The sequence below is a fragment of the Desulfoluna sp. HI9BLuna genome, assembly GCF_056829775.1.
Map to the genome: position 1 here is coordinate 831,223 of NZ_CP186555.1, position 17,911 is coordinate 849,133.

General features: G+C 59.4%; 13 protein-coding genes. 4 read left to right on the top strand and 9 right to left on the bottom strand.

Translation table 11 applies throughout. The features are described from left to right. Window positions 1-89: 89 nt before the first annotated feature. From ACOYW0_RS03100 to hemL, 6 genes are all read right to left on the bottom strand, one after another. On the bottom strand, window positions 90-1,010 hold the full coding sequence (locus ACOYW0_RS03100; protein ID WP_482417116.1) for an HD domain-containing protein: 921 nt from the start codon (window positions 1,008-1,010) through the stop codon (window positions 90-92). Further along, window positions 1,007-2,185, bottom strand: coding sequence for a hypothetical protein (locus tag ACOYW0_RS03105; protein ID WP_482417117.1), 1,179 nt, complete (start codon window positions 2,183-2,185; stop codon window positions 1,007-1,009). Before ACOYW0_RS03105 ends, ACOYW0_RS03100 begins: the two co-directional genes overlap by 4 nt. Then, complete coding sequence (locus ACOYW0_RS03110) at window positions 2,179-3,156, bottom strand: polysaccharide deacetylase family protein (protein ID WP_482417118.1); 978 nt, start codon at window positions 3,154-3,156, stop codon at window positions 2,179-2,181. The genes ACOYW0_RS03105 and ACOYW0_RS03110 overlap by 7 nt, the downstream gene beginning before the upstream one ends. Continuing rightward, entirely contained in the window at window positions 3,146-4,858 is a 1,713-nt protein-coding gene (locus ACOYW0_RS03115) for an adenylate/guanylate cyclase domain-containing protein (RefSeq protein ID WP_482417119.1), read from the bottom strand. Before ACOYW0_RS03115 ends, ACOYW0_RS03110 begins: the two co-directional genes overlap by 11 nt. A 136-nt stretch (window positions 4,859-4,994) precedes the next feature. Beyond that, window positions 4,995-6,464: a UDP-N-acetylmuramate:L-alanyl-gamma-D-glutamyl-meso-diaminopimelate ligase gene (gene mpl, locus ACOYW0_RS03120; RefSeq protein ID WP_482417120.1), complete on the bottom strand. Its 1,470-nt coding sequence runs from the start codon at window positions 6,462-6,464 to the stop codon at window positions 4,995-4,997. Window positions 6,465-6,962: 498 nt separating this feature from the next. Further along, on the bottom strand, window positions 6,963-8,249 hold the full coding sequence (gene hemL / locus ACOYW0_RS03125) for a glutamate-1-semialdehyde 2,1-aminomutase (protein ID WP_482417121.1): 1,287 nt from the start codon (window positions 8,247-8,249) through the stop codon (window positions 6,963-6,965). 225 nt (window positions 8,250-8,474) lie between these two features. Between hemL and ACOYW0_RS03130 the strand changes: the two genes are divergently transcribed. Then, entirely contained in the window at window positions 8,475-9,227 is a 753-nt protein-coding gene (locus tag ACOYW0_RS03130) for an RNA 2'-phosphotransferase (RefSeq protein WP_482417122.1), read from the top strand. A gap of 383 nt (window positions 9,228-9,610) precedes the next feature. On the opposite strand, the gene ACOYW0_RS03135 is transcribed toward ACOYW0_RS03130, so the two are convergent. Beyond that, window positions 9,611-10,708 (bottom strand): ATP-binding protein, encoded by a 1,098-nt coding sequence (locus tag ACOYW0_RS03135; RefSeq protein WP_482417123.1) that lies wholly within the window; start codon window positions 10,706-10,708, stop codon window positions 9,611-9,613. 194 nt (window positions 10,709-10,902) lie between these two features. Between ACOYW0_RS03135 and ACOYW0_RS03140 the strand changes: the two genes are divergently transcribed. Both ACOYW0_RS03140 and ACOYW0_RS03145 read left to right on the top strand, forming a co-directional pair. Next, window positions 10,903-11,754 carry an alpha/beta hydrolase gene (locus ACOYW0_RS03140; protein ID WP_482417124.1) on the top strand — a complete coding sequence of 284 codons (852 nt, stop codon included), beginning with the start codon at window positions 10,903-10,905 and terminating at the stop codon, window positions 11,752-11,754. Window positions 11,755-11,904: 150 nt separating this feature from the next. After that, the gene (locus ACOYW0_RS03145; RefSeq protein WP_482418815.1) at window positions 11,905-12,333 is read left to right on the top strand and encodes a DUF3015 family protein; all 429 of its coding nucleotides are present in this window, start codon (window positions 11,905-11,907) and stop codon (window positions 12,331-12,333) included. Window positions 12,334-12,420: 87 nt separating this feature from the next. On the opposite strand, the gene ACOYW0_RS03150 is transcribed toward ACOYW0_RS03145, so the two are convergent. Next, window positions 12,421-15,486: an ABC transporter substrate binding protein gene (locus ACOYW0_RS03150; RefSeq protein ID WP_482417125.1), complete on the bottom strand. Its 3,066-nt coding sequence runs from the start codon at window positions 15,484-15,486 to the stop codon at window positions 12,421-12,423. A gap of 298 nt (window positions 15,487-15,784) precedes the next feature. Beyond that, a complete protein-coding gene (locus ACOYW0_RS03155; RefSeq protein ID WP_482417126.1) occupies window positions 15,785-17,020 on the bottom strand; it encodes a DEAD/DEAH box helicase in 1,236 nt (411 codons plus the stop codon). 438 nt (window positions 17,021-17,458) lie between these two features. Here ACOYW0_RS03155 and ACOYW0_RS03160 point away from each other — a divergent pair, with 438 nt between their 5' ends. Further along, on the top strand, window positions 17,459-17,791 hold the full coding sequence (locus tag ACOYW0_RS03160; RefSeq protein WP_180145826.1) for a CGGC domain-containing protein: 333 nt from the start codon (window positions 17,459-17,461) through the stop codon (window positions 17,789-17,791). Window positions 17,792-17,911 lie beyond the last annotated feature (120 nt).

Below are 17,911 nucleotides of genomic sequence, written 5' to 3' on the forward strand. Positions count from 1 at the left end.
TGTCTGTGATATGGGGATCGGACGCTCTGCCCGCAGCGTCTCCGCCGGGTCAGGTGCGGTATCATTCGTGAGTATATAAGACGATCTGGTTACTGTTTTGGATATATAGCATCGAAATTGCGAGGGGGACAACCCATTTTCACAACCCCGTTTCGAAGGTAAGCCCGGTAGGCGTCGCCTCCCCTTGCAACCACCTCTTCCAGAAGCGAAATCTGTGCTGAAATCTGATCAGTATAGACATTACGGTCCATCCCGCGGTAAGCCCTGAAATGCGTTCGAAAATGATCCAGCACGCTCTTGCCGTCCCCGTCCACCATCTCCCCTAAGGCCTTCCGGCAAAATGCCGGGGTGTTCATCACAAGATCCCGTTCACCGAAAAAGGCCTCTTTATCCGCCTCGCGAAGCTCCTGGGCCAAAAGCAGAATCTTCTCCGCATACCGGCAATCGGCCATTTGCCCGCCCAGGTCAGCCGCCTTCAGCAGCTCCCCCATGTACCGGCGCTCTTCGGTGTCAAACCGGATGGAGCGCATGTCGGCCTCAAGCTCGGTGCATGCAAGAAGAGACCGTGCAAAGCCACAGGAGGCCCGGTCCCACCCATGGCCGACGAGATACGCCCCGAGCATCTCCATACCGCGCGGTACATGCCTTTTGGTGAGTTCCGCCCCCGTGGTTTCGGGGTCATCCACGCCCCGGATCAGCCCCGCGTCGTGGAAAAGAGCCGTCACCAGGCAGAGAAGCCCCTCTTCGGCGGTGACCCGGTGGCCGTCGAGCACCGCACCGTGAAGAAGGCGAGCCATGGCAAGCGTCACGGTGACCACGTGGGTCAGGTTGTGGTACGGGGTGTCGCAGGGGTAATATCCCGGCCACTCTCCCCGATAAAGACGCTCCACATCGTCCCAGGACTCATCCAGAAAAGCCTCGTTGTCTCCGGGCCACATCAGCCGAAACAGATCTCTCACCTCGTTGCGCGCTGCCCCATGGGACTCCATGGTGACCAGATCCACTGTCATGGTGTGTGCCTCCCCTTGCCCGGCTGGATGCCCTCCACTTTTTCAAGCAGGCGCCCGGCATTTTCTACACCCTCTCCGGCCTTGGCATGCTCCGGATTCAAGATAAGGCTCTTTCGCCACTCGGCAATGGCGCCGGTAAGATTTTCCTGAAGAAACAGACGAACCCCCTTTCGATAATGGCTCTCCGCTCTGGCTTTCAGCGTCCGGTTCAGCTGCGCCGCCAGCGCCTCTTTCCCGGGGAAACCGGAATCCACGCCCTCCAGCACATCCCGGCACGTCACAAAGGCACCTGTTTTATACAACCTGGCGGCTTCGGTGAGGCGCTGGGTATTTGTGCGCACCTTCTCCTCATCACGTTGCCGTGCCTGGATGGCAAGGATCTCCTTGATTCGTGGTTTTTCGTTCCTGAAATAGGCATCCACCCGGCGATACATGGCCAAAGCCTCCCCGTAGGCCCCCTGCCGAAACAATGCTTCAGCCAGGTTGTGGGCTGCGGTGTTTTTTAAATACAGGGCTTCCTCGTCCCCGGGTGCATAGCTGAGGATCTCTTCGGAAACGGCCAGAAGGGAACCCCAGGCCTCGCTCCTGTAATCCCTGCGCGCCTTTGCAATGGAACGGCCGTAGCTGAACTGGGCCGCCACCAGGGAGGCCTCCACTTCGGGCAACCGAAGCAACTCTCCAGCGGCCAGATCATCGCCGTAAAGGGCCGCCACCAGGGGTGCCAGCCGGACGTTCTTATACACCCGAAGGGCCATGTCCGTGGCGGATTCCCCTTTCCTCACGGTGCAGGGAACCACCAGGTGTCGGGACAGGGTCCCGCGAAGGCGCTCCTTGGCCCCTCCATGGCCCGGGTCCATGCGCAACACCATGAGGAGGTGCCGAATCCCCTCGTCCGTATCGCCCCGGTTCAGAGCCGTGTCCGCAGCCGCGAGCTCTCCTTGGATGTGCTCACGGCGAAGCGCGTGAAGGGAAGCGAGCTTCTCACGGGACACTGCCGCCGACGCCTCCCAATACCGAATGGCCCCCACGATATCCCCCCGGGCCTCCAGGGCCAGGGCGCGCTCCTGCAAGGCATCGGGAAAGGGCACCTCGGAACGGGGGACCATGGGAATCCCGCAGCCCCCCAGAATCATCAGGCAGGCCGCCACCCAGAAAATACGACACGACCTCACCATGCCAACCTCGCCTCCCTGAAGGTGTCCAGATAACGGTCCAGGGGCTCTTCAGCCCCGCGTCCCCCCACATCCATGCGCACGATGCTCAGGTTATCGCAGAAAAAAGGATTTCCTCCGTCTCCCAGGACAAAGATCCCTTTGGTCCCCAAAGAGACCATCACCGAGGCCAACACGCTGTTGCCGGTGCCGTCCGGATACGCGGCAAACCGCACGGGCTGCCCCGTATGACTCTCCAGGCGTTCATGGGAGGAGGTGATGGATTTCTTGACACGGCGTGTGTAACCCACCAGGCTCTCCTTGGGCGCAGGGGAAGAGAGCCCCCTTGCCTCAGCCGGAAGCAGGGCGGGCTCAAGTCCGCCTTGCGCAAGTTGCGCCACTTCCTCCCACGTCAGCTGCCCGGGCGCCCCCACCTCGGACGGATCCAGAAACAGAAGCCCGGTAAGTTTCATATGGCCGACCTTTTCCAGGAAGTCCCTGAACCCCTCGGCATCGCGAACCTCAAAGGCAAGGAGCACAGCGCCCTTGGAAACCGACCTCTCCATGCGGATAAATCCGAGAAAGGCCTCGGGCGTCAACAGGGCAGACCCCATGGTCTTCAACTGGAGCAGGTCGTCCTGCAGGTGTTTCCCCACGGATTCAGAGTGCTCCCCATCAATCCACCGATAGGTCAAAACCGGCACGGCCTGGTAGCCGTCCGATCGGATTCCCAGATCATAGGCAGGGGTTGTGGGAACAAGCAAAGGGGTGTTGGCAGGTGTCAGCCCGGGCGGATTCAGGGCTTTGACGGCCGGAAGGCCTGCGTCCCCTCCGCCGAAGTCCGAGGCGACCTTTTCAAGGTCCTCTCCGGGGCCGGGTTGCACCACCACATATTCCCCGGCATCGTGGTGCCAGGGACGCGCCGTGCAGGCACTCCCCAAAAAGAATAGTGCCAGCAGCACAACCCACAGCCGTCGTTCGGATTTAATTTCCATAATCGCGTATCCCTGTCACCCGGTACACCTCCACCAGCCCGGAGCGCCCCTTGACCTTCTGGGGCACCAGGGACTCCACCTCCAGCATGTCCCTGTGCCTCTCCATGACGCTGCTTCCCACAACGATCTCACCGCCCTCGGCCAGGGCGTTGATGTATGCGGCAACATTGACCGTGTCCCCGATGACCGTGTACTCCATCTTGGCCTGGGAGCCGATGCTGCCCGCCACAACCACTCCGCTCTTGATGCTGATCCCCACGCGGGAGAGAAGCGGGTTCCGGCCAGACTCGCCGGCCTGGCGAAACGCCTGCTGCATCTCCACGGCAGCCCGGACACACCGTTCCGAATGGTTATCGTATTTAACGGGAACCCCGAACACGGCCAGCACCGCGTCGCCGATGAACTTGTCCACATACCCCCCATGCTTGAGGATAATGGAGGTGGCGATCTCAAAGTAGCTGTTGAGTTCTTCCACCAGCACCTCCGGGGCCCGGGTTTCTGTATAGGCGGTGAACCCCCGGATGTCGGCAAAGAGAACCGTGGCCTGGTTCTTACACCCCTTGAGCCAGGTGGTCTCCGGGTTCCTCATGATCAGCTCCAGCACGTCGGCCCCCACGTACTTGCCGAAGGACTCCCGCATCATGGTCTGCTTGAAAAGCTCCTTGCCCATGCGGTTGAAGGCCGTGGCCAGGCGACCGAGTTCATCGTTGCGACGGCTGTCCACCCTATGGCTGTAGTTGCCCTTGGCAAACTCCTGGGTAGCCGTCACAAGGCCGGAGATGGGCTTGGAAAAACGACGGCCAAAGAGCACCGCCACCACCAGCCCGATAAGGCAGATGATCATGGTGCTGATGACAAGAAAGGCCCGCTCGTCCAGGAAAAGCTGGTCGATGAAATCAATGGAGAGCCCTACGTTCACCTCGCCGAGTCGCTTCTCCTTGAACACGATGGGAGCACTCATGTTCAAAACCTGCCCCGCACCTTCGGCGTCATGGGTGAAATAGGTCACCTCGCCCCGGGAGCCCACCGGTCCGGTGGGCGGGTAGCGCACCATGGTGTTACCGATGCGGGACGAATCGGTATGGGCCTTGATCACCTCGTTGTTGTCCACGATAAGGGCGTACAGATGGCCGTCCACTCCTTCGGCGTTCTGGATCAGGGCATTGAGGGAAAGGATGTTGTCTTCAAGGAGGGGGATCTTGGCGTTGCTGGCAAAGTAACCGAGGCTCACCATGCCCAGCTTCACCGCGTGATTGTAGAGTTTTTCCTTCTGGCGCTCCAGGATCACGTAGCTTAATAGCCCCACGGTCAGGAGCATCACCACGGTCATGGTCACCGAGAGCTGAAGCCAGATGGGCACCCGGGGGGCCGGGACATCTTCGGTGAGGGAATCGCCGATGCGACGGATCAGTCCACGAATATTGTCAGACAGGGAGGTGACATGGATACGGTAGTGCTCGTTGACTGCCGTGACGATCTCCTCCTCCGTGGCGTAGGAGAGCTCCACGATGACCTTTCCCAGGGGAACGGCCACCCCTTGCTGAAACAGCCGGTCTCTCTGCACGTCCAGGGCAGTCTCCAGCTCAGCGGGCGTGATCACGTCACGGGTGGTCAACACCTCCCCCATGATCATGTCGTCGCGATTGCGCCGGGAAAACAAACGGCTGATCAACTTGCCCCATGAGCGGAGGGTCTTCAACATAAGGATGGGCTCCGTCGTCCATACATGAATGTGGGAATAACACAAAACGGCGTGCGGGCTCATGAGGCCGTCACCGGGAAATAAACCAAATAGTAATACGATACATCTTAAGGGTGCAAGGACTAAGGCCCCGGGATCATGCGGTCCCGCACGTCTCCCGGGCTTCCAGCATGGCCAGCAGGCGTCCGTGGATTCCCTCGAAGCCGCCATTGGACATCACCATGAGGAGGTCTCCTTTCCGGGCGTTGGCCCTGCAAAAATCAACGATGGCCCCAGCGTCAGGAAAACAGTGTGCCTCCTTACCCGAGGCCGAAAGGGCACTCACCAGGGCATCGGAGGAGAATCGCTCCCCTTCGGGGACCTTCTCCGGGTTGGGCGGGGTGCGCACGCACACAAGGTCCGCCGAGTCAAAGGCCGTGGCATAGGCATCCTGGAACACATTGCGCATGCTGGAGTTGGTGCGGGGCTCGAAGATGGCCACAAGCCGCCGGTCCGGGTAAAAAGAGCGCACCGCCCCCAGGGTGCTGGCAACGGCCGTGGGGTGATGGGCAAAATCGTCCATGACCAGAATGCCGTCCTCTTCTCCACGGACCTCCTGACGACGCCTGACCCCTTTGAACGTGGCAAGGGCGTCTGCCACCTCGCGCCGGTCCAGGCCCAGGCGATGACAGGCCGCGATGACGGCCACGGCGTTCTCCACGTTGTGGCCCCCGGGCATGGGCAGGGTATACTCCCCGTATAGCTCCCCTTGGTAAAAAGCGCGGAAGCAGGTGGCCGGTGCCGTGGCTGTCAAGACTTCGGAACGCCAGAGGGGGTCTCCGTTAAGTCCGTAGGTCAACACCTCGCAAGGAGCGTCGGCCGTCACCTCGGCCACGTGTGTGCCGGGTCCGGCCACCACAGCAGCCCCGGGACGGTGGCGGCCCATGAATTTTCGAAAAGACCCCATGACATCGGCAAGGTCGTCATAGATATCGGCGTGATCAAACTCCACGCTGGTGAGGATCGTCACCTCGGGGTCGTAGTGCATAAACTTGGGTCCCTTATCAAAAAACGCGGTGTCGTACTCGTCACCTTCCACCACCAGAAACTCGCCCTTGCCCACCTTGCAGTTGCGGGAAAAATTCTGCAGCACCCCCCCGATCATAAAACTGGGATCCTTGCCCGCATGCTCCAGCACCCAGGCCATCATGGACGATGTGGTGGTCTTGCCGTGGGTCCCTGCCACCACCACCGTGCGCTTTCCACGGCCAAAGAAACCTGCCACGGCCTCGGGAAACGAGCAGTAAGGCAGGCCCTTTTCCCCCAAAGCCAAGGCCTCCGGGTTGTCCTTGCGGATGGCGTTGCCCACCACCACCAAATCGGCATCCCCTAAGTGCTCGGCCTTGAACCCCTCCAGCAGGGTAATCCCGTTGTCGGCGAGCAGATCGCTCATGGGCGGGTAGATCCCGTTATCGGAACCGGTCACCTCAAGGCCCATCTCTTTAAGCATCAGGGCCAGGGCCCCCATGCCCGTGCCGCACACGGCAATGAGATGCACGCGCTTCACCCCTTCGGGGATTGTGTTCAACGAGGATTTCAGGTGATGTGGGGGTGTCTTCTGCATCATATCTCCAGGTTATCGAATGCTTGTTTTTTTGTTTCGTACCTAGTTCAGATCTTAAAAGCAGGTTGCGGATGCGCTTTACCCCTCGTTCCTCGGGGCAAATCACATCCGCCTTTCAAGCAAACTCCGGCGTTGATTATCCTTGACCATCGACCTGATTTACATCCCCCCCCAAAAAAACAGCCTTGTCCCCTGGAGCGCCGCACTCCTGTGCGGCACGGGCAACGACGGCCTAAAAAGCCGCACCGGAGTGCGGCGCTCCATTCTGGTCGATCTATCACGTTTTTTTTGAGAGCCCGGCCCAAACAGCCCTTAAAAAAATACACGCAAATACATACCGTTTAAAGGCGGATGTGATGTAACCGGAGGAACGAGGGGGGAGGCCCCACGGCAAACGCCCTTACGATTTTTCCTGAGGTACGAAGGAAAAATCGCAAGGGCAATACGCTTTCGAGGTGGCACACCTCGCCGCCGGAGGCATGCTTCAGGCTCTTTCCCTGCCTATCCGGCCAGTTCGTCCAGCACCTTGGTTGCAGCGGCGATGGTGGTGTCGATGTCCTCATCGGTATGGGCAGCCGAAACAAAGGCGGCTTCGAACTGGGAGGGCGCAAGGTAGATGCCCTCTTCGAGCATGCGGTTGTAGTAGGCGCTGAAGAGATCGAGATTGGAGGTCTTGGCATCCTCGAAGTTGGCAACGGGTCCGGCGGTGAAGTAGAGGCCGAACATGGAGCCCGCAGTGTCGGCGGTGCAGGGGACGCCTGCTTTGGCGGCGGCACCTTTCAGGCCGTCCACCAGGCGGGTGGTTTTTGCGGAGAGGGCCTCGTAGAAACCGGGCTCCCGGATGGCTTTCAGGGTCTCGATGCCCGCGGCCATGGCCAGGGGGTTACCGGAGAGGGTCCCGGCCTGGTAGACGGGGCCGCTGGGGGCGATGTGGGCCATGATGTCGGCTCGGCCACCGTAGGCACCAACGGGAAGGCCACCGCCGATGATCTTGCCCATGGTGGTCAAGTCCGGGGTGATGCCGTAGAGGGACTGGGCGCCGCCCAGGGCCACGCGGAAGCCTGTCATGACCTCGTCCACGATGAGCAGGGCTCCGTGCTTTTCAGTCTCTTCCCGGAGGACCTTGAGGAAATCGTTCTGGGGCTTGATAAAGCCCATGTTGCCCGCAATGGGCTCCACGATGATACAAGCCACCTGATCCCCCATGGAGGCCATGACCTCACGCACCTTGTCGATGTCGTTATAAGGAATGGAGAGGGTGTGCTTGATGGTGTCTTCGGGCACACCGGGACTGCCCGCGATGTTGTAGGTTGCCACACCGGAACCGGCTGCCACGAGAAAGGAGTCGGCGTGGCCGTGGTAGCAGCCGTCGAACTTGATGACCACGTCCCGACCGGTGAAGCCGCGGGCAAGACGGATGGCGCTCATGGTGGCCTCGGTGCCGGAGTTGACCATGCGCACCACGTCCACGGAAGCCACGGTGTCGATGACCAGCTCGGCCAGCTCGATCTCCATCTCGGTGGGGGCGCCGAAGCTGGTTCCTTTTTCAATGGCGTCTCGCAAGACCGCATTCACCCGCTCCGGGGCGTGCCCCAGGATCATGGGGCCCCAGGAGCCTACGTAATCCAGATATCCGTTGCCGTCGGCATCATACACCCGGGCGCCCTTGGCGCGTTCAATAAAAAGGGGGTCCCGTCCAACGGACTTGCAGGCCCTTACCGGGCTGTTCACACCACCGGGGATCACGACCTGTGCCCGGTCAAAAAGCGCTTTTGATGTTGTATCCATACGCGTTCAAAGCTCCTTGTGTTATGATGCGATGGCAAAAATCAGTGCCCTGACTTTTTTAGGGCCATCATGGAAATCAAAATACGGGGTCGGAGCCGCAGGCAAAAGGAAGCCCGGCTCGTCCTTAGAAACAGACTCTCTTGACTTACCATCAACGGCTTAAAATGCAACAGCCATTTTCAATTCGTGGTGGGAGCGGCAGGGACACATCGGAAACGTGACATCATGAGCCAGATCAAAGCAGCCAAGGCCTTCGCAAAAATGCTCTCCTACACCCTGGGGGTGGACCCGTATGAGTTCGGGCTTGTCCCCGATGAAGAGGGATACGTCAAAATCAAGGAACTCCTCAAGGCCGTCACCGAAGAAGAGGGGTGGCGACACATCCGGGAGGGCCACATCAAAGAGGTGTGCCTCACCGTCTCTCCCTGCCCTGTGGAGGTAATGGAGAAGAAAATCCGCGCCGCAGACCGGAGCCGCCTGGAACTGCCCCGCTACGAAGCCGAAATCCCCGGCGAACTCTACGCCGTCATCCGTCGCAGGGCCTGGCCCAGGGTCCACGCACGGGGCATCGCTCCCACGGACGATTCCCTCATCCGCCTTACAACAGACAAGGCCTTTGCCAGACGCCTCGGAAAGCGCATCGATCCCGACCCGGTCATTCTCACCGTCCATGTGCCCATGGCCGAAGACGACGGCATTGTCTTTCAAAAGGCCGCCGACCACCTCTACCTGGCCCACGAACTCCCGGCCAAAGCCCTCTCCGGCCCGGGCCTTCCCAAAGCCGACGAACCCAAGAAACAAACCGCCAAAAAGAAACCCAAGCCCCAGGTGCAGCCCGCCCCGGGCAGCATCTTTCCCGACCCCGACGACCTGCCGGCCACTCCCCACAAACAAAAAAACGGCAAAAAAGACAAAGAGAGCTGGAAAGAGAATAAGAAACGATTTCGACGGGAGAAGGGCCGGTTCGACAACAGGTGAGAACGCAGATAAAAAAGTATATTCAACTCTTAAAAAACGCCTCCGGCGGGTCGCTTTTTGAAAAAAGCTCCGCAAAAGCGTTCCGGTTGCAGGCCTGATACGCCAAAAACAATCGGTTTGCCGATAACTTCCGGCCGTTCCGAGGCGTCCGCAAGACCTGTTTGTCAAACTTTTTGAAAGTTTGGCCCCCGGCAGGGCCGCCGGAGGCAGATTTCCCTATCCCATACACATGCTGACCCCATGACACCGCGTGAAGATTCTTTGCTATTCACCACGGGCGAAGCCCGTCAGCGAATGCGATGGACCTGAGGAGCGAAGGTCGGGAGCATTCGCGACCCTGGGGTGCAGGGGATGTATCCCCTGCCCGTCGGAGACACGTCCCATTAAGGTGTGTTTTCTGCCTGGAAGGCTTTGAGCATCTTGCCGGTGGAGGCAAAGGGGGTGGAGCGTTCAAAGCGTTCCAGCTTGAGGGCCCCGGCCTCACAGGCAAAGGTGCAGACGCCGCAGCCGATGCACGCCGTGGGATCGGCCACGGCTTTTCCGGCCTCCTCGTCCAGGGAGAGGGCCCCGAAAAAGCAGCGATCCAGGCACTGGCCGCACATGACGCAATCGTCGTTTGCCTTGGGCACAAAATTGGAGGGGGAGATGGACTCGGGGTTGTCCCAGCGGGTCCGCCCCCTCACCTGGGAGCAGCAGCACTCGCAGCAGAGGCAGATGGTGGAGCTCTCTTTTTCCACGTTCTCGGTGTTGGGCACCAGTCCCAGGCGAATCATCTCATCCATGTAAGAGAGGACCTGCTCCCGGGTCACACGCTTTCCAAGGCCGATGCTCTCGAAGTGAAGGGCGGTAAAACCGATCATGATGCAGCTGCCGATGGGGAACTTGTCCCGGCACTCCCGGTCTCCGGCCTTTTCAGCCCGGGTCCGGCAGGGACAGGGCACCATGACAAAATCCTCGGTGGACAGGCTCTCAACAAAACTGTGGGCCTCCTCCGAGGTCATGACCTTTTCCCCGCACCGGATGGCCTCTTCCACGGGGATGGTCCTGAACACGGGGCTTCCCGCTTCGCTGGTTTCGTAGTAGCGACCGTAGCCCTTATCGATGAAAAAATCACGATAGAGGGTGATGGACTTGAGGTCGTCTTCCCTTAAGTCGCTGTAAAAATGGTGGAGGTTCAAGAGAACGGGAATGGGAGGAAGGCAAAACATGGTGCCCATGCCCACCAGGGCGTTCTTGTGATGGGCCGATTCGATGCGGCGCCCCACCTCATCCACGGAAAGGCCGGTGGCTTCGGCCACCTGCTCAAAGGTAACAAAGGCGGGAAGCACATCCAGGTGCCGGACCACCTCCGCCTCTTCCGGGGTGTACACAAGCTTGAGGTATTCAATAAACGAAGGGGTGAACTCGCCCTCGACCCGGGGAACCCTCATGGGATTCCGATTCATCCTCTCTGCGATGATGATGTATGCATCCTTGCCCATGGAACCGCCTCCTTGTAGGTTTATCTGGAATGCACCGGCCCTTGCCTTCAGGGTGTCCCGGCACGACGCCACCAACGGTCCCACATCATACATGAAAAATCAATACTACACATGTAAAACAGTCAACACAAATTCGCGACATGTGCTATAACGAGCCTGCCTGCCCAGCAACCATCACAAGACTGGAATCTGCCATGAAACGTCACACCCCATTCATCGTCCTCCTCCTTCTTTTTCTCACCGGCTGCGCCAACGGGCTCTTCTACCACCCGGACAACCGGCTCTACCAGACACCGGACCGCCCTTACGAAGAGGTCACCTTTGAAAGCCTCGACGGCACCCGCCTCACGGGCTGGTTCATCGCCTCGTCCCAGGCAGATCCTTTCGGAACGGTCATCCACTTCCACGGCAACGCGGCCAATATCTCCAACCATTACGGCTTTGTCGAGTGGCTCCCTGAAGCGGGGTTCAACCTCTTCCTCTTTGATTACAGGGGGTATGGGGATTCCGAGGGCAAACCCGGCAGGCAAGGTGTATTCGAGGACTCTGTTGCGGCTCTTAAGTACGCGGCCTCCCGCCCGGATGTGGACCCGTCCCGCCTCATCGCCTTTGGCCAGAGCCTGGGCGGTGCCAATGCCGTGGCTGCGGCGGCGGCAACACCGGACGTGCCCCTGAAAGGAGTTGTGGTGGACAGTGCGTTTTTTTCCTACCGGTCCATCGCGCGAGATAAAATCGGGCTCATTCCTGTTCTGAAGTGGCTCAAGTGGCCCCTCTCTTTTGTCATGGCCACCAACGGCCACAGCCCCGGGCCGGTCATTGAACGCCTATCCCCCACCCCGGTACTCATCATCCACGGTACCAAGGACCGCGTGATTCCCTATGACCACGGGCGTCGCCTTTACGACGCCGCCGCCCCTCCCAAGACCATGTGGACCGTCAAAGGCGGCGTCCACACAGATGCCCTCATGACATGGCGAGACATCTACAGGGAGAAGCTGGCCACGACGATGCGAAATCTCACAGAAGGAAAGCCAGCCCTTGAATAAATCTTTTTTTTTACATATATTGTCGTCGTAGCTTTACTCCCCCCGGCCGCAAACCACCAGAAATAGACTTTACTTGCGGCACGTTCACCTACCATTTCATTTCAGGAGAGAACCATGAAAAAGTGTATTATCACGTTGGGTATTCTGTTTATGTTGGTCGGTACCACTTACGGCAAAACGGTATCTGAAGATTGTGGATGTGGTTTGGGAAGGGTAGCAATAGGAGAAAAAGAGGGACTGGGTTGGAACCTCCTGGGCACCTTCCTCAACAGCCTCTGCGGCAACCAGACCTTCGGCATGTCATCCGGCACCCTGGAGTGCGGTGAGCCCACAAAATTCGCCATCGACCAGCGCATCAACACCTTTGTGGCGGGCAACATGGACAGCCTTGCCATGGACATCGCATCAGGCGGGGGCGAGTCCCTTAGCGCCCTGGCCGAAATCGCCCAGGTAGACCCCGCCCTCAGGGAGCCCCTGGCCACTGAGCTCCAGGCCCGCTTTGACACGATCTACCCCGACGCCGACGTCAGCTACGTCCAGGTGGCAGACGCCCTTCGAGAAGTATTTGCAAGCATCTAAGCCATGGCACCAATGCCTCGGCACCAAGTAAAACCGGCATCCCGCGGCACATGCCCGCGGGGTGCCCGCACACAGTCCGACGCCCTTTCAGCCCCTCACCGTATCCAGGGCCTGTCGCACCTGGTCCGCAAGCTCGCCCATACTCACCGGCTTTTTTACGATACCAAGCACCCCCAGACCCTTGGAGGCCCGTTCCTGGGCCGCGTCTTTAAGCCCGGTGCAGAGAAGCACCGGCATGAGGCACCCCATCTCGCGCACCCGAGCCACAAGTTGAAGGCCCGTCATCTGGGGCATGGTCATATCCGTCAGCATGAGCTGCACCGAATCCGGATCGGCGGCAATAAGATCAAGGGCCTCCAGGCCGCTTGACGCCACCGAGACCCGATAACCCAGCCTCTCAAGCATCATCCGCTCCACCATGCACACCTCCTCCTCGTCGTCTACAACCAGGATGTGTTCATGGCCCTCGGGGGCGGGGGAAACATCCGAGACGTCCTCTTCAACGCAGGCCGACTCCATGCAGGGAAGGCGAACGATAAAGGTCGTGCCTACCCCGAGGGTGCTCTCTACGTCGATCTCCCCCCCGTGGTTCTCCACAATGCCGTGCACGACAGCCAGGCCGAGCCCTGTGCCCTTCTCTTTGGGCTTGGTTGTAAAATAGGGATCAAAGATACAGTCCAAAACGGCTGGTTCAATGCCCCCCCCGGTGTCGCGAACGATGAGGGAAACACCGGAAGCCCCGGGCTTGCCCCCCGGAGCCAGGGTCACCCAGATACAGCCGCCCCTTCCCTCCATGGCATGGTAGGCATTGGTCACGAGATTCATCACCACCTGATGGATCTGGGTGGCGTCTCCCATCACGGGGAGAATCTCTCCGGTGACATGCACCCGCAGGTCGATGGTTGCCGGCAGACTGGCACGCACCAGCTCCATGACCTCGGTGAGGACCTCTGGAATCATGACGGGCTCAAAGACCTGATCTCCCTTGCGACTGAAGGCAAGGATCTGGTTCACCAGTTTTTTGGCTCGCAGCGAGCTTGCATGGATCTTGTTCAGGTATCGACCGTGGGGGCTCGACGCGGAGATCTCCTCCTGCATCATCTGCACATACCCCATGATGGGAAAAAGAATATTGTTGAAATCATGGGCAATACCGCCTGCCAGGGTGCCGATGGCCTCCATCTTCTGGGAGCGGATCAGGCTGATCTCCATGGCTTTTTTCTCTTTTTCGCTCTCCAGGCGTTCCATCTCGTTGGCGATGCCCTTGGCCAGGATGGCCACCACCTCCTGGGTCCGCTTGGGAATGGAAAAGCGGGTCCTCGACATGGCGCACATCACCCCGATGATCTTTCCGTTGTGATTTCGCAACGGAAACCCCAGGTACCCTTCGGCCTCCAGCTGGCGAAGCATGGAGTTGGCGGGGAACCGATCCCGGACCCCTTCGGGGTAGATGCAGACCCCCTCGTTCATGGACTCAAAGCAGGGGGTCCCCATGAGCTGATAGGTCATGGAATCCTTCATGTACCCGTCCTTCACCATGGCCAGGGTCTGGACCATGTTGTCCTCGCGGATCTCACCGATAATGGCAGTGTCGCACCCCAAAAAGGCGCAGAGTTGACGAACAGCGCCATCGAAGAAGTCCTGTTCCACGCGCCCTGCAAGGGTCTCCACCAGGGCCTTCATGGCGGTATCCTCCTGCTTTGCATCGGTGATGTCCGAGGCCATGCCCGCGATCTTGGAGTCCCTGTCACCGGCCTCTTCGATGCTGAAGCCCCTGAAGCGGAGCCACCGCAGCCGCCCCTTGACATCCCGCATGCGGAATTCAATGGACTCCATCCCCTCCTGGCCGGATTGCAGGCGAACCAGATAGGCAAAAAAGGACTCCCTGTCCTCCTCATGGATGGCCTCCCGGATCAGGGTGGGGTTGCGGCGGACCTTTGACGGGGACAGCCCCAGGATATGCTCCACAGCTGGACTGATCTCCTGGATCTCCCGCGTGGCCATGGATCCCACACAGAACACTTCCTCCATGTGTCGGGTCAACCGACGGAACCTCAGCTCGCTTTTGGCCACCTGCTCATCGGCACGCCGCCTGTGAAAGGCAATGACGGCCAACACGCAGGCGAGAAAGGAAAACACGCCGATGCCACCCAGGGCAACACGGGTGTAGAGCCCATAGGAGCTGTCCCACGGCTCGACATTGCGATAGCGGTCCACGCCGTTGGGAATCAGGGAAAGAGACATGCCCCTGGCCTCCATGGCCTCCGGGTCCACCACAAAACGATGGGGGCTCTCAGCCTCCACGGGAATCTCAAAGGCCGGCGTGCCGGACAGGATCTCAAGGGCCATCTCCGCGGCCCGTTTCCCCTGGTCGAAATGGCTGATGAGCTTGCCGCCGATCACGCCTTGCCCCATGCCGTGATACCAAAGGTGATACAGGGGAGACGCAAGGTTCTCCGTGACCAGAGACAGGGCATGGTCGAAATCAATGCGGCGCCCGGTGCGGTCCACAAAGGCGGACAGCAGCAGCACCGCGTCCCTGTTGTCAAAGGTCTTCAGCACCTCTGCCAACTCTTCAAAGCTCAGGTTTTCAAGGGAAAGCATGGAGAACTGGACGGACTTGAACTCCCGGGCCGCGGCATGGAAGTGATCCAGCACGCCCTTGACACTTACGGTGTTGTCCGCGATGGCCACGATACGCCGGACATCCGGCTGCAACCGAGCCATAAGGGAGAGGGTCTCGGAGAGGGCAACCGACTCCACCACACCGGTCACCAGCGGATTTTCGTTCTGTTCGAGGGCAAGCCGCCGGTTGTTCACCCCGAAAAAGACCATGGGAATGTTCTGGAACAGGTCGTTCTGATGATCCAGAACGTAATGAAGGGCGTTGTCGTCCCCCACCAGGATGAGATCGTAGGCCGGGAGGCGCGACAGTTTGAAGGTGAGAAGGTCATGGAAATGGGCTTTGATTTCCGGGGGGTCGAACCGCTTTGTGTCGATGCACTCGATATCAAAATGGATGGATCGGGAAGAGAAGACAGAGCGGATCCCCTCCACCTGTCTGAAAAAGGTGGGATAACTGGGATGGTATGAGCTGAGGAACAACACACTCCCGGCACTGCGCACCGTATCGGCGGCACAGACAGATGACACCTGACTGCCCCCCCACAGACACACGGCCGCAACGGCCAGCACCACCGCATTGAGCCCCCGCAACAAACAGCAACACCCTCTCCAGGGCCCTGGATATGTCCTCACGCTACTCCCCCCAGCCAGCGGTCATTTTCCGGTTTGTCGCTCCCCGGCCTCGACCGGGGCACCGCCGTTCACATCAAAACGCCTTTCCATGATATCGTCCCGCCACTGCGGTTTCTTTATTTTTTCATGGCAACAGGGTCCGCCGCCGTCCGGACCGACACCCTTAAGGTGCCGCCCGGAACGGTGCGCAACCTTACCTGCGCTTCTTTTTTCTCTTTCGGCTTTTTTCGAAAGCTTCGTTCTCTGCGATGAGCTCCTCTGCCGACAGCTCATTGGAAAAATGCAGGGTCCTGGCGTAGTCGGTTTTTCCCACGTGGAGCACCTCGACCTCTTTACCGATGAATTCCTGGATCTCTTCCAGGCGTTCCTTCTCCTCCTTGCTGCAAAAGGAGAGGGCCACGCCCTTATTCACACCACGACCGGTCCGGCCCACCCGGTGGACATAATTCTCCGCCACCTCGGGCAGGTCGTAGTTGATCACGGCGGTGACGTCCGGAATATCGATACCGCGCGCGCTCACATCCGTGGCAATGAGCATCCGGCACGCCCCGTCCTTGAATGCCTTCATGGCCTCAAGGCGCTGTGCCTGCTCTTTTTCCCCGTGGATGGAGACGGCGTCAATGCCCACGCGCCCCATGGCCTTTGCCACACGCTCGGCCCGCACCCGGGTGCGCACGAACACCACCAGCTTGCTCTCGGGGTTGTCCCGCACATAGCGTTCCAGAAAAAAGCGCTTGTCGTCCATCTCCACAAACATCACCGCATGGGAGACGTTTTTAGAGACCGGGTCCTCGGGGGAGAGCTGAATGCGGATGGCCGAACTCTTTACCTGGGAAAAGGCAAGTTTCTTGATTTTTTCATTGATGGTGGCCGAAAAAAACAGGGTCTGGTGCTTTCGGGTGATCTTCTTTTTCACGAAACGGATGTCGTCGATGAACCCAAGGTCCAGCATCCGGTCCGCCTCGTCCAGCACCAGGGTGTCGATGCGGTTCAGCCGGATATAGCCCTGGCTGATGAGGTCAAACATGCGGCCCGGGGTGGCCACCAGCACGTCGATGCCGTCCTGGAGTTTCTTGATCTGGGCATCCTGCTCCACCCCGCCGTACAGGGCAAAGGTCTTGACCTTGGTGTGGCGGGAGAGGCTGTCGAACACCTCGCCGATCTGAGCGGCCAGTTCCCGCGTGGGCACCATGACGATACAGCGGATACCGTATGAGCGCTTGCTGCTCTTGCCCCGCTGGATCCTGTCGATGAGGGGAATGGCAAAGGCCGCCGTCTTACCCGTGCCTGTCTGGGCGATGGCCAGGACGTCCTCTCCCTTCTGAATGGAGGGGATCGCCTTGAACTGGATGTCCGTGGGCCGCTTAAAGCCGAGCTGGGCCAGGTTCTTCTTGATATCGTCGGATATATAGTATTGATCGAATTTCATTCGTTTCCCTTCGGGTCATGGTGCCTGCGGGGCACAAGGTTCCCACAGCCACGGAATTCTCGGCTCGTCAGAGGGTTTGCCACAGGTACGCTACCTGTGGATATACCGCCCCGTCAATGCGGCGGTTTTTGCCCGCCCAGCCATGGGCTGGCGTATGTTACCGAGGCCCCGGCCCATGTTCTGTTTTGCCGTTTCGGTTCATCCACTTACATGCGAATCGTAAAAATAGCAACACCCGATCATGCGGTTCCAGGGGGCAGTTCACTGCCAGGGAATACCATTTATCTTTCTTGATAGCGACTAGTATTCATGGTACGGATTACCGGGACAGTCTGAAATCAGGTTTCGAGGTGCCTTGCTCCTTTTCAGGCAAAGGGAGAAACCGCGTCCCCGGCCCCTGCAACAACCACACGCAATCAATGGAAAGAGAACACGCAGATGAAAAAAGTCGGAATCATTCGTTGCCAGCAGACAGAGGACATGTGCCCCGGCACCACGGATTTCAAGGCCGCCACCCAGGGAACGCTGGCCTTTGAGGAGACGGGCCCCGTCGACATTGTCGGGTTTGTCAGTTGCGGAGGCTGCCCCGGCAAGCGGGCCATCTCCCGGGCCAAGATCATGGTGGATCGAGGCGCCGAGGCCATTGTCTTTACCTCCTGCATCTCCAAGGGGAACCCCATCGGCTACCCCTGCCCCCACTACGCAAACATGAGGGACGCCATCATCAAAAAGATCGGACCGGACGTCCAGATCATCGAATACACGCATTAACCCGTTTTTCAGCAACCCAAGCAATTCGAGACACCGGGCCAGAACCACGAGGCCACGCATCCCTTCCTCCCGAAACGTGTCCTCGCGAGACAAAAAACCCCGGGCAGTTTGCCTGCCCGG